The organism is Frigoribacterium faeni (assembly GCF_007988805.1).
GTDB lineage: Bacteria > Actinomycetota > Actinomycetes > Actinomycetales > Microbacteriaceae > Frigoribacterium > Frigoribacterium faeni.
Genome location: NZ_BJUV01000001.1, coordinates 33,280 through 45,709, shown reverse-complemented (window position 1 = coordinate 45,709; position 12,430 = coordinate 33,280). Strand labels below are relative to the sequence as shown.

15 protein-coding genes are annotated in these 12,430 nt (G+C 68.1%); 14 read left to right on the top strand and 1 reads right to left on the bottom strand.

The annotated features are described in order from the left end of the window. Positions 1–38 precede the first annotated feature (38 nt). The 12 genes from FFA01_RS00200 (at position 39) to FFA01_RS00145 (ending at position 10,287) form a co-directional block, all read left to right on the top strand. Positions 39–716: an L-threonylcarbamoyladenylate synthase gene (locus tag FFA01_RS00200; protein WP_146851725.1), complete on the top strand. Its 678-nt coding sequence runs from the start codon at positions 39–41 to the stop codon at positions 714–716. Further along, the gene (locus FFA01_RS00195; RefSeq protein ID WP_244289617.1) at positions 713–1,993 is read left to right on the top strand and encodes an MraY family glycosyltransferase; all 1,281 of its coding nucleotides are present in this window, start codon (positions 713–715) and stop codon (positions 1,991–1,993) included. The genes FFA01_RS00200 and FFA01_RS00195 overlap by 4 nt, the downstream gene beginning before the upstream one ends. Then, entirely contained in the window at positions 1,990–2,418 is a 429-nt protein-coding gene (locus tag FFA01_RS00190; protein WP_146851723.1) for a Cg1360 family ATP-synthase-associated protein, read from the top strand. The genes FFA01_RS00195 and FFA01_RS00190 overlap by 4 nt, the downstream gene beginning before the upstream one ends. Positions 2,419–2,600: 182 nt before the next feature. Beyond that, positions 2,601–3,407, top strand: a complete 807-nt coding sequence (atpB, locus tag FFA01_RS00185; protein WP_146851720.1) for a F0F1 ATP synthase subunit A — start codon at positions 2,601–2,603, stop codon at positions 3,405–3,407. A 53-nt stretch (positions 3,408–3,460) separates the two neighbouring features. Further along, a complete protein-coding gene (atpE, locus tag FFA01_RS00180; RefSeq protein ID WP_043594505.1) occupies positions 3,461–3,694 on the top strand; it encodes an ATP synthase F0 subunit C in 234 nt (77 codons plus the stop codon). Positions 3,695–3,714: 20 nt separating this feature from the next. After that, positions 3,715–4,275 carry a F0F1 ATP synthase subunit B gene (locus tag FFA01_RS00175; protein ID WP_146851717.1) on the top strand — a complete coding sequence of 187 codons (561 nt, stop codon included), beginning with the start codon at positions 3,715–3,717 and terminating at the stop codon, positions 4,273–4,275. A 2-nt stretch (positions 4,276–4,277) separates the two neighbouring features. After that, on the top strand, positions 4,278–5,072 hold the full coding sequence (locus FFA01_RS00170) for a F0F1 ATP synthase subunit delta (protein ID WP_146851715.1): 795 nt from the start codon (positions 4,278–4,280) through the stop codon (positions 5,070–5,072). A 61-nt stretch (positions 5,073–5,133) separates the two neighbouring features. Next, positions 5,134–6,771: a F0F1 ATP synthase subunit alpha gene (atpA, locus tag FFA01_RS00165; protein ID WP_146851712.1), complete on the top strand. Its 1,638-nt coding sequence runs from the start codon at positions 5,134–5,136 to the stop codon at positions 6,769–6,771. Positions 6,772–6,815: 44 nt separating this feature from the next. After that, positions 6,816–7,715, top strand: a complete 900-nt coding sequence (locus tag FFA01_RS00160; protein ID WP_146851709.1) for a F0F1 ATP synthase subunit gamma — start codon at positions 6,816–6,818, stop codon at positions 7,713–7,715. Positions 7,716–7,754: 39 nt separating this feature from the next. Further along, entirely contained in the window at positions 7,755–9,215 is a 1,461-nt protein-coding gene (atpD, locus tag FFA01_RS00155; RefSeq protein WP_146851706.1) for a F0F1 ATP synthase subunit beta, read from the top strand. Between the two features lie 2 nt (positions 9,216–9,217). Beyond that, complete coding sequence (locus tag FFA01_RS00150; RefSeq protein WP_146851704.1) at positions 9,218–9,478, top strand: F0F1 ATP synthase subunit epsilon; 261 nt, start codon at positions 9,218–9,220, stop codon at positions 9,476–9,478. 23 nt (positions 9,479–9,501) lie between these two features. Next, complete coding sequence (locus FFA01_RS00145; protein WP_146851701.1) at positions 9,502–10,287, top strand: YaaA family protein; 786 nt, start codon at positions 9,502–9,504, stop codon at positions 10,285–10,287. Here the strand turns inward: FFA01_RS00145 and FFA01_RS00140 are convergent. After that, positions 10,257–10,817 (bottom strand): methylated-DNA--[protein]-cysteine S-methyltransferase, encoded by a 561-nt coding sequence (locus FFA01_RS00140; RefSeq protein ID WP_167627242.1) that lies wholly within the window; start codon positions 10,815–10,817, stop codon positions 10,257–10,259. The genes FFA01_RS00145 and FFA01_RS00140 overlap by 31 nt on opposite strands. Positions 10,818–10,990: 173 nt before the next feature. Here FFA01_RS00140 and FFA01_RS00135 point away from each other — a divergent pair, with 173 nt between their 5' ends. Beyond that, positions 10,991–11,491, top strand: a complete 501-nt coding sequence (locus FFA01_RS00135) for an FHA domain-containing protein (RefSeq protein ID WP_244289615.1) — start codon at positions 10,991–10,993, stop codon at positions 11,489–11,491. Next, entirely contained in the window at positions 11,488–12,306 is an 819-nt protein-coding gene (locus FFA01_RS00130) for a PP2C family protein-serine/threonine phosphatase (protein WP_146851695.1), read from the top strand. The genes FFA01_RS00135 and FFA01_RS00130 overlap by 4 nt, the downstream gene beginning before the upstream one ends. Positions 12,307–12,430: the final 124 nt, after the last annotated feature.

Sequence of the window (12,430 nt, the reverse complement as noted above, 5' to 3'; positions counted from 1 at the left end):
GCGGGCCCGAGGGTCCGTCGCACTATCATCAACAGGTCATGGCCTCTCTCTACGACTGCTCCGTCGACTCCGAACTGCTCGCCGGCATGCGCTTCGCCCGTGCCGCGATCGGGCGTGGTGAGCTCGTCGTGCTGCCCACCGACACCGTCTACGGCATCGGCGCCGACGCGTTCGACCCCGCCGCCGTCCAGCGTCTGCTCGACGCCAAGGGGCGAGGGCGCCAGTCGCCGCCGCCCGTCCTCATCAAGGGCCACGACACGCTCGCCGCCCTCACCGAGTCGGTCCCCGGCATCGTCCGACCGCTGCTCGACGAGTTCTGGCCCGGTCCGCTCACCGTCATCTTCCGCGCCCGACCGTCGCTCACCTGGGACCTCGGCGAGACCCGCGGCACGGTGGCCCTCCGCATGCCGAGCCACCCGCTCGCTCTCGAGCTCCTCGAGGAGACGGGCCCGCTCGCCGTGTCGAGCGCGAACCTCACCGGTCGGCCCGCGGCGACGTCGGCTGCCGACGCCCGTGAGATGCTCGGCGACGACGTCGCGGTCTACCTCGACGCGGGCCCGGTCGGCGGCGGCTACGAACGCCGCGCCGGGGCGAACACCGGATCGACGATCGTCGACGCGACCGCGGCGGACGACGGCGTGCTGCGCATCGTCCGGCACGGCGTGCTCCCCGACACCGAGATCACACGCGTCGTCGGGGTCGACGCGATCGCGTGAGGTACTACCTGCTGGCGCTGGCCATCTCGGCCGCCGTCAGCTTCGTCATGTCGGTCATCGCCTGGCGCTTCGGACTCAAGTACAAGATCTACCCGAAGATCCGCGAACGCGACGTGCACAAGACGCCGACTCCCCGGCTCGGCGGCGTCGCGATGTGGGCGGGCGTCGTGGTGGCGCTCCTCTCGGCCTGGTTCGTCTTCCCCCTCATCTCCGACGTCGACTACTTCCGGCTCGTGTTCGCCGACCCGGGTCCGCCTCTGGCGATCATGGGCGCCGCGACCGTCATCGTGATCATCGGCGTGGTGGACGACCTCTACGATCTCGACTGGATGACCAAGCTCGCCGGTCAGATCATCGCGGCCGGGGTGCTGGCCTGGCAGGGCGTGCAACTGGTCTCGCTGCCGCTCGGCGGGAGCCTCGCCATCGGGTCGCCCTACATGTCGCTGATCCTCACGATCCTCGCGGTCGTGCTGGTCATGAACGCCGTGAACTTCATCGACGGTCTCGACGGGCTCGTGGCCGGGGTGGCGATCGTCGCGAACGGCGTCTTCTTCGTCTACAGCTTCGTCATCTCCATCACGATCAACCAGACCGAGTACTTCAACCTGGCGGCGCTGCTGTCGGCCGTGCTGATCGGCGCCTGCCTCGGATTCCTGCCGCTCAACTGGCATCCGGCCCGACTCTTCATGGGCGACGCCGGGGCTCTCCTGACGGGATTGCTGATGGCCACCAGCGCGATCTCCGTGACGGGTCAGATCGATCCCGCTCAGATCTCGCGGACGGCCCTGCTGCCCGCATTCATCCCGATCCTCCTGCCGTTCGCCATCCTCATCGTCCCGCTGCTCGACTTCGGTCTGGCCGTCCTGCGCAGGGTGAGCGCCGGCAAGTCCCCGTTCACGGCCGACCGGAAGCACCTCCACCACCGGCTGCTCGACATGGGCCACTCGCACTTCCAGGCCGTGCTGATCTTCTACGCCTGGACCATCGTCGTCGCGGTGGGGTGCCTGATGTTCCTCTTCGTCAAACCGACCTACTTCGTGCTGATCTTCCTGGGCGTGGGGCTGGTCGCCTGCGCCGCGGTGACCCTCGCGCCGCTGAGCCGACGCAAGCGCGTCGAGATCGCCGTCCAGGCGACCAGCCCCGACCAGCTCCAGGCGAGCGAATCGGGTCGCTTCGACCCGCTCGACGAAGCCGCCTCCGCCCTCGACCCCGCCGACACCGACACGGCCGCGCAGGCCGCGGTGCCCGAACTCACACCCCCGAAGGAACGACCATGAACGCCGCCCGACCGATCTTCGTCCAGGTCCTGCGCTACACGGCCGTGCTGGCCCTCGTCATCGCCGTCGTCGGCGGGGGAGTGGGCTACCTCGTCGCAGGGGCCGACGGCCTGTGGAGCGCCCTGCTGGGCACGGCCCTCGCCGTCGTCTTCGCCGCGATCACGGCCGCCAGCATGCTCGTGGCCATCCGGTTCGAGCTCGCCGCGTTCTTCGGCATCGTGATGGGGGCCTGGCTGCTCAAGCTGGTGATCTTCATCGCCCTGCTCCTCCTGGTGCGCGATCAGCCGTTCGTGAACGACGTGGTCCTCTTCCTCTCCCTGGTCGTGTCGATCGTGGGGACCCTCGCCATCGACGCCCTCGTCGTCGTGCGCGGTCGACTGTCGCACGTGAGCGACGCGACGCTCCCCGCAGCCCCGCGCGACTGACAGCGAACGCTGCAGCGAGTGAAATAAGCTGCGCCGATTCGTCGCGACGCTCGTTCAGTTGATAAGGTAATGACCGTTCCCCGGCCGCGATTCTCTGCGGGTTCGGATGACAAACCCACCAATCGTCGCGACACTTCAGGGTGCTCGCCCCGACACAGGAGATAGCGCTGATAGCGAACGCTGTGAACCTGCTCTCCGCCGCCGATGCCGGCCACGGAGACGGGGGATTCCACGCCCCGACTCTTGACGAGTTCTTCCCGCCCGCCATCTTCTTCGAGGGCACCCCCTTCGAGCTGAACCGCATCATGCTGGTCCGCCTCTTCGCGATCGCCGTCATGCTGCTGCTCTTCTGGCTGGCTCTCCGCAAGGGTCGGCTCATCCCGTCCCGCGGTCAGAGCATTGCCGAGCTTGGCCTCGATTTCGTCCGCATCCAGATCGTCGAGGAGATCCTCGGCGAACGGCTCGGCCGCAAGTACCTCCCGATCCTCGCCGCGATGTTCTTCGGCATCTTCGCCATGAACATCACCGGTATCATCCCGGGCCTGAACATCGCCGGCACCTCGGTCGTCGCGATGCCCCTGCTGCTCGCGGTCGTGGCCTACGTCATGTTCATCTACGCGGGGATCCGCGAAGCGGGGACGGGCACGTTCTTCCGCAACGCGCTGTTCCCGCCCGGTGTGCCGTGGCCGATGTACATCCTGCTGACCCCCATCGAGTTCATCAACATCTTCATCGTCCGGCCGATCTCCCTGGCCCTGCGACTGCTGCTGAACATGATGGTCGGCCACCTCCTGCTGGTGCTCTGCTTCGCGGCGACGCACTTCTTCTTCTTCAGCATGAGCGGCGGCTTCATGGCATTCGGTGCCCTGACGCTCGTCGGCGGATTCGTGATGACCATCGTCGAGATGGCCGTCGCCGTGCTGCAGGCGTATGTCTTCACACTCCTCGCCTCGGTCTACATCCAACAGGCCGCGGCGAAAGAACACTAAGCACGACGGCGTCCGTCGCCCGACGGACACCGCCCAATTGGAAGGAAACACAAGTGGACACCACCACGATCCTCGCTGAGATCAACGGCAACATCGCGACCGTCGGCTACGGCCTCGCTGCGATCGGCCCCGGTATCGGTATCGGCATCGTCGCGGGCAAGACCGTCGAAGCCATGGCTCGTCAGCCCGAGCTCGCCGGCCGCCTCCAGGTCACCATGTTCCTGGGTATCGCGTTCACCGAGCTGCTGGGCTTCATCGGCCTCGCCGCCGGCTTCATCTTCTCCTGATCAGTTAGGACGACACACCGATGATCGAGACGATCCTCGCGGCCGAGGGCGGTGCGCCCGAAGGGGCGGCCATCTTCTTCCCCGCTGGTTACGACATCCTCTGGTCCCTCGTCGTCTTCGTGGTCATCGCTGCGTTCTTCGGCATCTTCGCGATCCCGAGGTTCCGCAAGATCCTGGACGAGCGTGCCGAGCGAATCGAAGGTGGCATCAAGCACGCGGAGGCCGCCCAGGCCGAAGCTGCCGAAGCCCTCGACGAGTACAAGAAGCAGCTCGCCGACGCGCGGGCCGAGGCGGCTCGCATCCGTGAGGCCGCTCGCGCCGAAGGCGCCGAGATCCTGGCGGAGCTGAAGCAGCAGGCGCAGGCCGATGCCGAGCGCATCACCGCCACCGCGCACGCGCAGATCGAGGCCGAGCGACAGGCTGCCGTGGCCTCGCTGCGTGCCGAGGTCGGATCGCTCGCGATCGATCTCGCATCGGGCGTCATCGGCGAGTCGCTCAACGACGACGCCAAGGCGTCGGCCGTGGTCGACCGCTTCCTGGCCGACCTCGAGGCCGAGCAGAACGCTAAGGCGGGCAACTGACGATGGGTTCCATGTCCAGAGAGGCCCTCGGCTCGGCGCGGTCGGTTCTCGCCGACCTCGGCGGCTCGGCCGACCTGGCCACGGGCGAGCAGCTGCTCGACGCCGGCCGGGTCATCGGCGGGTCCGTCCAGCTGCAGGCCTACTTCGCCGATCCGTCGACCGACGTCGCGGTCAAGAAGCAGCTCGTCGACCGGCTCTTCGGTCCGTTCTCCGAAGCCGCTCGAGCGCTGCTCGTCTCGGTCGTCGGCAGCCGCTGGTCGTCCTCGGACGACCTGCTGGCCGGCATCGAGGAACTCGGCTTCCGGGTCATCGCCACAACGGCCGGTCCGGACACCAGCATCGAGGGCGAGCTGTTCGCGTTCGACGCGGCGGTCCGTTCCGATGCTCAGCTCGAGCTGGCGATCGGAACCAAGCTCAGCGACGGCGCCGCCAAGACGGGCCTCGTCCAGCGGCTCCTCGGCGGCAAGGCGAGCGAGCAGACGCTCGCCATCGTCTCGCACCTGGTCAGTCAGCCTCGCGGCCGGCGCATCGGCGAACTGATCCGCACCGCGGCCGACATCGTCGCCGACCAGTCGGACGAGCTCGTCGCCACCGTGACCAGCGCCTCGGTGCTCGACCCCGCCCACGCGAGCCGTCTCGAAGCAGGCCTCGCCCGACAGTTCGGGCGTAGCCTCCGCATCAACCAGGTCGTCGACCCCGCCATCATCGGCGGTCTGCGCGTGCAGATCGGCGACGAGGTCATCGACGGGACCGTCGCGACGAAGCTCAGCCTCCTCCGCTTGCAACTCGCCGGCTAGGCGCAGCTTCCCCCACACTGACTCGAGGCCTCCTGAAGCCTCGCTACGAATAGGAATCACAATGGCAGACATCAAGATCAGCCCCGATGAGATTCGCGACGCGCTGAAGGACTTCGTCTCGTCGTACGAGCCCTCGAAGGCCTCGACCACCGAGGTCGGCTACGTCACGGACGCCAGCGACGGCATCGCCCACGTCCAGGGTCTCCCCGGCGTCATGGCGAACGAGCTCATCCGCTTCGCCGACGGCACGCAGGGTCTCGCTCAGAACCTCGACGAAGACGAGATCGGCGCGATCGTCCTGGGCGAGTTCTCGGGCATCGTGGAGGGCATGGAGGTCACCCGCACCGGTGAGGTCCTCTCGGTCCCCGTCGGAGACGGCTACCTCGGTCGCGTCGTCGACCCGCTCGGCGCCCCCATCGACGGACTCGGCGACATCGCCACGGAGGGTCGTCGCGCTCTGGAGCTCCAGGCTCCCGGCGTCATGCAGCGCAAGTCGGTCCACGAGCCGATGCAGACCGGTATCAAGGCCATCGACGCCATGATCCCCGTCGGCCGCGGACAGCGTCAGCTGATCATCGGCGACCGCCAGACCGGCAAGACCGCGATCGCGATCGACACGATCATCAACCAGAAGGCCAACTGGGACTCCGGCGACGAGACCAAGCAGGTGCGCTGCATCTACGTGGCCATCGGCCAGAAGGGCTCGACGATCGCCTCCGTCAAGGGCGCGCTCGAAGAGTCCGGCGCCATGGAGTACACGACCATCGTCGCCGCCCCGGCCTCCGACCCCGCCGGCTTCAAGTACCTCGCCCCCTACACCGGTTCGGCAATCGGCCAGCACTGGATGTACGGCGGCAAGCACGTCCTCATCATCTTCGACGACCTGTCGAAGCAGGCCGAGGCCTACCGTGCCGTGTCGCTGCTCCTCCGTCGTCCGCCGGGCCGCGAGGCCTACCCGGGTGACGTCTTCTACCTGCACTCGCGTCTCCTCGAGCGCTGCGCGAAGCTGTCCGACGAGCTCGGCGCCGGCTCGATGACGGGTCTGCCCATCATCGAGACCAAGGCGAACGACGTCTCGGCGTACATCCCCACCAACGTGATCTCGATCACCGACGGTCAGATCTTCCTGCAGTCCGACCTCTTCAACGCCAACCAGCGTCCCGCGGTCGACGTCGGCATCTCCGTCTCCCGGGTCGGCGGTGACGCCCAGGTCAAGTCCATCAAGAAGGTCTCGGGAACGCTCAAGCTCGAGCTCGCCCAGTACCGCTCGCTCGAGGCGTTCGCCATGTTCGCCTCCGACCTCGACGCGGCCAGCCGTCGTCAGCTCGCCCGCGGTGCCCGACTGACGGAGCTTCTCAAGCAGCCGCAGTACTCGCCGTACCCCGTCGAGGAGCAGGTCGTCTCGATCTGGGCCGGAACGAACGGCAAGCTCGACGAGGTGCCCGTGCCCGACATCCTGCGTTTCGAGCGCGAGCTGCTCGACTACATGGGCCGCAACACCGATGTCCTCACGAAGCTGCGCGACACCAACGTGCTCAGCGACGACATCGTGTCGAGCCTCGACTCCGGCATCGACTCGTTCAAGCAGGAGTTCCAGACGGGCGAGGGCAAGCCGCTCGCTTCCGTCGGACGCGAGGAGTTCACGGCCACCGACGCCGACGACGTCAACCAGGAGAAGATCGTCAAGTCGAAGCGCTGACGCGTTCCGCCGACGATCACGACTGACGAGACAACAGGAGAACCATGGGAGCCCAACTCAGGGTCTACCGACAGAGGATCCGCTCAGCGCAGACGACCAAGAAGGTCACCCGCGCCATGGAGCTCATCTCCGCCTCGCGCATCCAGAAAGCGCAGGCGCGGATGAAGGCGTCCGGACCCTACTCGCGTGCCATCACGCGAGCGGTGTCCGCCGTCGCGACGTTCTCGGACGTCGACCACATCCTCACCACCGAGCCCGAGAACATCGAGCGCGCGGCGATCGTGGTCTTCACGTCCGACCGTGGTCTCAACGGCGCGTTCAGCTCGAACGCGTTGAAGGAGAGCGAACAACTCGCCGAGCTGCTGCGCAGCCAGGGCAAGGAGGTCGTCTTCTACATCGTCGGACGGAAGGCGCAGAGCTACTTCGCCTTCCGCAAGCGCGAGTCGGAGCAAAGCTGGACGGGCAACACCGACCAGCCCGAGTTCGCCACGGCCAAAGAGATCGGCGACGCCGTCGTCTCGAAGTTCCTGACGGATGCGAACGAGGGCGGCGTCGACGAGATCCACATCGTCTACAACCGCTTCGTCAACATGGTGAGCCAGGTGCCCGAGGTCGTCCGGCTGCTCCCGCTCGAGGTCGTCGAGGGAATCGACGAGCCGAGCGAGGGCGACGTCCTTCCGCTGTACGACTTCGAACCGGACCCGACCGAGGTGCTCGATGCGCTTCTGCCCGTCTACATCGAGAGCCGCATCTTCAACGCGATGCTGCAGTCGGCCGCTTCCGAGCACGCCGCGCGTCAGAAGGCGATGAAGGCGGCGAGCGACAACGCCGACACCCTCATCCGCGACTTCACCCGTCTGGCCAACAACGCCCGACAGGCCGAGATCACTCAGCAGATCTCCGAGATCGTGGGCGGCGCCGACGCCCTGAGCTCGTCCAAGTAGATCTGCACACCAGTTTCACCATCCGAAGAGAGAGAAGCCATGACTGACACCGCAACCGCGCCGGTCGCGACCGAGTCGGCTCCCGGCGTCGGGCGAATCGCCCGGGTCACGGGCCCCGTCGTCGACATCGAGTTCCCGCACGATGCCATCCCCGGCATCTACAACGCGCTCCACACCACCATCACCATCGGCGAGACGACCAGCGAGCTGACGCTCGAGGTCGCCCAGCACCTCGGTGACGACCTGGTCCGTGCCATCGCCCTCAAGCCGACCGACGGTCTGGTCCGCGGCCAGGAGGTCACCGACACGGGGGCGCCGATCTCGGTTCCCGTCGGAGATGTCACCAAGGGCAAGGTCTTCAGCGTCACCGGCGACATCCTGAACCTCGAGGGTGACGAGAAGATCGAGATCACCGAGCGCTGGCCCATCCACCGCAAGCCGCCGGCGTTCGACCAGCTCGAGTCGAAGACCCAGCTCTTCGAGACCGGCATCAAGTCGATCGACCTCCTGACTCCGTACGTCCAGGGCGGGAAGATCGGCCTCTTCGGTGGTGCCGGTGTCGGCAAGACCGTCCTCATCCAGGAGATGATCCAGCGCGTCGCCCAGGACCACGGCGGCGTGTCGGTGTTCGCCGGTGTCGGTGAGCGCACCCGTGAGGGCAACGACCTCATCGGCGAGATGGAGGAGGCGGGTGTCTTCGACAAGACGGCCCTCGTCTTCGGCCAGATGGACGAGCCGCCGGGAACGCGCCTCCGGGTCGCCCTGTCGGCGTTGACGATGGCGGAGTACTTCCGCGACGTGCAGAAGCAGGACGTCCTGCTCTTCATCGACAACATCTTCCGCTTCACGCAGGCCGGTTCCGAAGTCTCGACGCTGCTCGGTCGCATGCCCTCCGCCGTGGGCTACCAGCCGAACCTCGCCGACGAGATGGGCGTCCTCCAGGAGCGCATCACCTCGACCCGCGGTCACTCGATCACCTCGCTGCAGGCCATCTACGTGCCGGCTGACGACTACACCGACCCCGCCCCGGCGACGACGTTCGCGCACCTCGACGCGACGACCGAGCTCTCCCGTGAGATCGCATCGCAGGGCCTCTACCCCGCGATCGACCCGCTGACCTCGACCAGCCGCATCCTCGACCCCCGTTACCTGGGCGACGCGCACTACAACACGGCCATCCGCGTCAAGGCGATCCTGCAGAAGAACAAGGAGCTCCAGGAGATCATCGCGATCCTCGGTGTCGACGAACTGTCCGAAGAGGACAAGATCACCGTGTCGCGCGCCCGTCGCATCCAGCAGTTCCTGTCGCAGAACACCTACATGGCGAAGAAGTTCACCGGTGTCGAAGGGTCGACGGTCCCGCTGAAGGACACGATCGAGTCCTTCACGGCTATCGCCGACGGCGAGTTCGACCACGTCGCCACGCAGGCGTTCTTCAACGTCGGGTCCATCTCCGACGTCGAAGAGAAGTGGGCTCAGATCCAGAAGGAGAACGGCTGATCGTGGCTGCTCTCTCAGTGAGCGTCGTCTCGGCCGACCACGAGGTGTGGTCGGGCGAGGCGTCGTCGATCGTCGCTCGCACCGCCGAGGGTGAGATCGGGATCCTCCCCGGACACGAGCCCATCCTGGCGATCCTGGCAACGGGGCAGGTCCGCGTGCGGATGTCCGACGGTTCTACCGTCGAGGCGACCGCCGACGACGGCTTCCTCTCCGTCGAGAACGACACGGTCACCGTGGTGGCGCGCAACGCGCAGCTCGTCTGACCTCGTCCTCCACCTGCACCACCATGCTGTTCCTGCTGCCCCCGTCCGAGACGAAACTCGACGGGGGCAGTGGTGTGTCCGGACTGTCGCTCGGCGATCTCTCGTTCCCCGAGCTCACGGGGGTCCGTCAGGACGTCATCGCTCGGCTGACGACGCTGGCGCGTGATCCCGAGGCGGCCAGGGCGGCCCTGAAGCTCGGCCCTCGGCAGCTGCAGGAGATCGATCGCGACCTCGTGGTCGAGTCCTCGCCGACCATGCCGGCCCTGGCGCGGTACACCGGCGTCCTCTTCGATCCGATCGACGCGGCGTCCCTGACCGACTCCCAGTGGGAGTGGGCGCGGCGCCACATCGTCATCCATTCGGCGCTGTTCGGTCCGGTCCGCGCGGGGGACGCCATCCCGGCCTACCGGTTGTCGCACGATTCCCGGCTGCCGGGGGCGAGTCTCAAGTCGACCTGGCGAGACGACGTGGCCGCCGTGCTGCAGGCCACGGGGGAGTTCGTCGTCGACCTCCGTTCGGAGGGATACGTGGCGCTGGGGCCTCTCGGCAGCCGGTCGACGTACGTCCGTGTCGTCTCCGGCGACGCGGGTGGCCGCCGGGCGCTGAACCACTTCAACAAGAAGTCCAAGGGGCTCTTCGTCGCCGCCCTGCTGGCCGACCGGCCGGAGCTCTCGACGCTCGACGATCTGCTCGTCTGGGCGCGGATGCGAGGCATCGTGCTCGAGGCGGGCGCCGAGACCCTCCTCGTCTCGGAATCCGTCCTGGCGGAGCCGGGAGCTCAGAGGACGGGAACCGGTCCCTCGCGGTAGACGATCCCCTCGTGTCGGAGGAGCCACTGCTTCGTCGGCACACCGCGCCCGACGGTGTAGCCCGTGACCCCTCCGGTGCGGCCGAGGACGCGATGGCAGGGAACGAGCAGCGGCAGCGGGTTCGCCGCGATCGCTCCGCCGACCGCGCGGCCGGCCTGGGGGCTGCCGATGACGCCGCCGATTCGCCCGTAGGTGGTCGTCTCTCCCCAGGGGACGTCGGCGAGGGCCGACCAGACCGAGCGCTGGAAGGACGTGCCCTGCATGCGCAGGGGGAGGTCGAACCGGCGGCGATGGCCAGTGAAGTAGTCCTGGAGCTGGCGCCGGGCGGCATGGAGCAAGGCATCCGGCCGCTCGGCGTCGTCATCGTGGGGCAACGGTTCGTCGACGGCCACGACCACGCGCTCGACGGCGAAATGCCGGGTCACGACCTCGAGTCGGCCGATCGGACTGTCGAGGCGCACGAAGCCGATGCCGTCGTCGAGCTCGTCGTCGTCCGGTGGAAGAGGGGGGACGAGCACGAGGTCTGGCATGCCGTCACGGTAGGGCGGGGCCTTCCGGCGGGACGGCCTGACCCGAGCCGGGTGTGGACGAGTCGCCGAGACGAGCGTCGGGGGAGGGGAGGCGAGGTGCCCACCCGTGGACGCTAGCCTGGGCATCGAGGCGAGCCGCGCCTCCTGAACGACGTCCGACGGAAGGCCGGCAGGTGAGCACCCGAGAACCCGCACCGCGCCGGGACGACCTGGAGGACACGGTGATCGCCGCGTGGGGCGACACGGTCCTCCGACCGCGTGGCGCGACCGGCGGGCCCTCGACGTCGACGACGGTGGTGCCGCCGCGGATCGCGGCGGTCAGGATCGGGGAGCGGATCGAACGGCTCGACGTCCCGGTGATCGTCGGGCGGCGTCCGTCCGCTCCGCGTCTCGTCAGCGGCCCGGCCCCGCGCCTCGTCGTCGTGCCCTCGCCGGCCCAGGAGGTGTCGAGCAGTCACGTCGAGATCCGCCAGGACGGCGACGTGGTGGTCGTGACGGATCTGAGGTCGACCAACGGCACGGTCGTGCGCCTGCCGGCGCGACATCCCGTGAAACTCCGGCAAGGCGAGTCGACCGTGGCGCTCCCAGGCGCGATAGTGGACCTAGGTGACGGGAACACTCTCGAGATCCTCGCCCCTCCTCGAACCACCGTCCAGGAAGAACCCCACACGTGACAGAGCTCGGCCGCCCGACGACCGCCCATACCGTGACCGTCGAGGGCGACTCCCTCGTCCTCGACTGGGCGGGCGTGACCGACGTCGGTCGGCGTCGCGCCCACAACGAGGACAGCTACCTCGCCGAGTCGCCGTTCTTCGTCGTCGCCGACGGCATGGGAGGGCACAGCGCGGGCGATGTCGCGAGCGACGCGGTCGTCCGCCGCATGCTCGAGGTCGCGACGGCCCCCGTCCTCTCCACCGAGGACGTCGAGGAGGCCCTGCGCCGGGCGACCGCCGACATCGCGGTGGCGGCGGCGGAGTCCGAGCTCGGCGTCGGCACCACGGCGACCGGCGCGTTCCTCTCGCGCGGCGACGACGGCTACGAGTTCGTCGTGTTCAACGTCGGCGACTCGCGCGTCTATCTCCTCGACGCCGCCGGACTGCGCCAGATCACCGTCGACCACTCCGTCGTCCAGGAGATGGTCGACGCCGGACTGCTCAGCGCCGACGAGGCCGAAGGCCACCCCGACAGCAACGTCATCACCCGGGCCGTCGGCTTCGACGTGGACCAGCGGCCCGATTACTGGCGCGTTCCCGCGCGGGTCGGCCTGCGCCTCCTGGTCTGCTCGGACGGTCTGACGAAGGAGCTGCCGACCGTCCACATCGCCGCGATCCTCGGAGCCGTGGGCGACACGCTGGAGGCCGCGACGGCCCTCGTGGACGCCGCGGTCGACGCCGGAGGGCGCGACAACGTGACGGCGGTCGTGATCGACGTCCGGGGTACGGGCGACGACGAGGACCCGGCGTCGGACGGGGCGATCTCCGCCGACTGACAGGGCGGAGCGGATCCTCCCTCCCCTGAAATGGGGGCATTCGAGTCGTCCCCCGGCCATGTACCCCGGGGCACAGGCCGGCGGCCGCCCACTTACAATCGATGACGCCGACTCGACACCGGCG

Coding starts and splice junctions, on each gene's coding strand:
- FFA01_RS00200 (WP_146851725.1), top strand. CDS start 39: ATGGCCTCTCTCTACGACTGCTCCGTCGACTCCGAACTGCTCGCCGGC.
- FFA01_RS00190 (WP_146851723.1), top strand. CDS start 1,990: ATGAACGCCGCCCGACCGATCTTCGTCCAGGTCCTGCGCTACACGGCC.
- FFA01_RS00175 (WP_146851717.1), top strand. CDS start 3,715: ATGATCGAGACGATCCTCGCGGCCGAGGGCGGTGCGCCCGAAGGGGCG.
- FFA01_RS00170 (WP_146851715.1), top strand. CDS start 4,278: ATGGGTTCCATGTCCAGAGAGGCCCTCGGCTCGGCGCGGTCGGTTCTC.
- atpA (WP_146851712.1), top strand. CDS start 5,134: ATGGCAGACATCAAGATCAGCCCCGATGAGATTCGCGACGCGCTGAAG.
- FFA01_RS00160 (WP_146851709.1), top strand. CDS start 6,816: ATGGGAGCCCAACTCAGGGTCTACCGACAGAGGATCCGCTCAGCGCAG.
- atpD (WP_146851706.1), top strand. CDS start 7,755: ATGACTGACACCGCAACCGCGCCGGTCGCGACCGAGTCGGCTCCCGGC.
- FFA01_RS00145 (WP_146851701.1), top strand. CDS start 9,502: ATGCTGTTCCTGCTGCCCCCGTCCGAGACGAAACTCGACGGGGGCAGT.
- FFA01_RS00140 (WP_167627242.1), bottom strand. CDS start 10,817: ATGCCAGACCTCGTGCTCGTCCCCCCTCTTCCACCGGACGACGACGAG.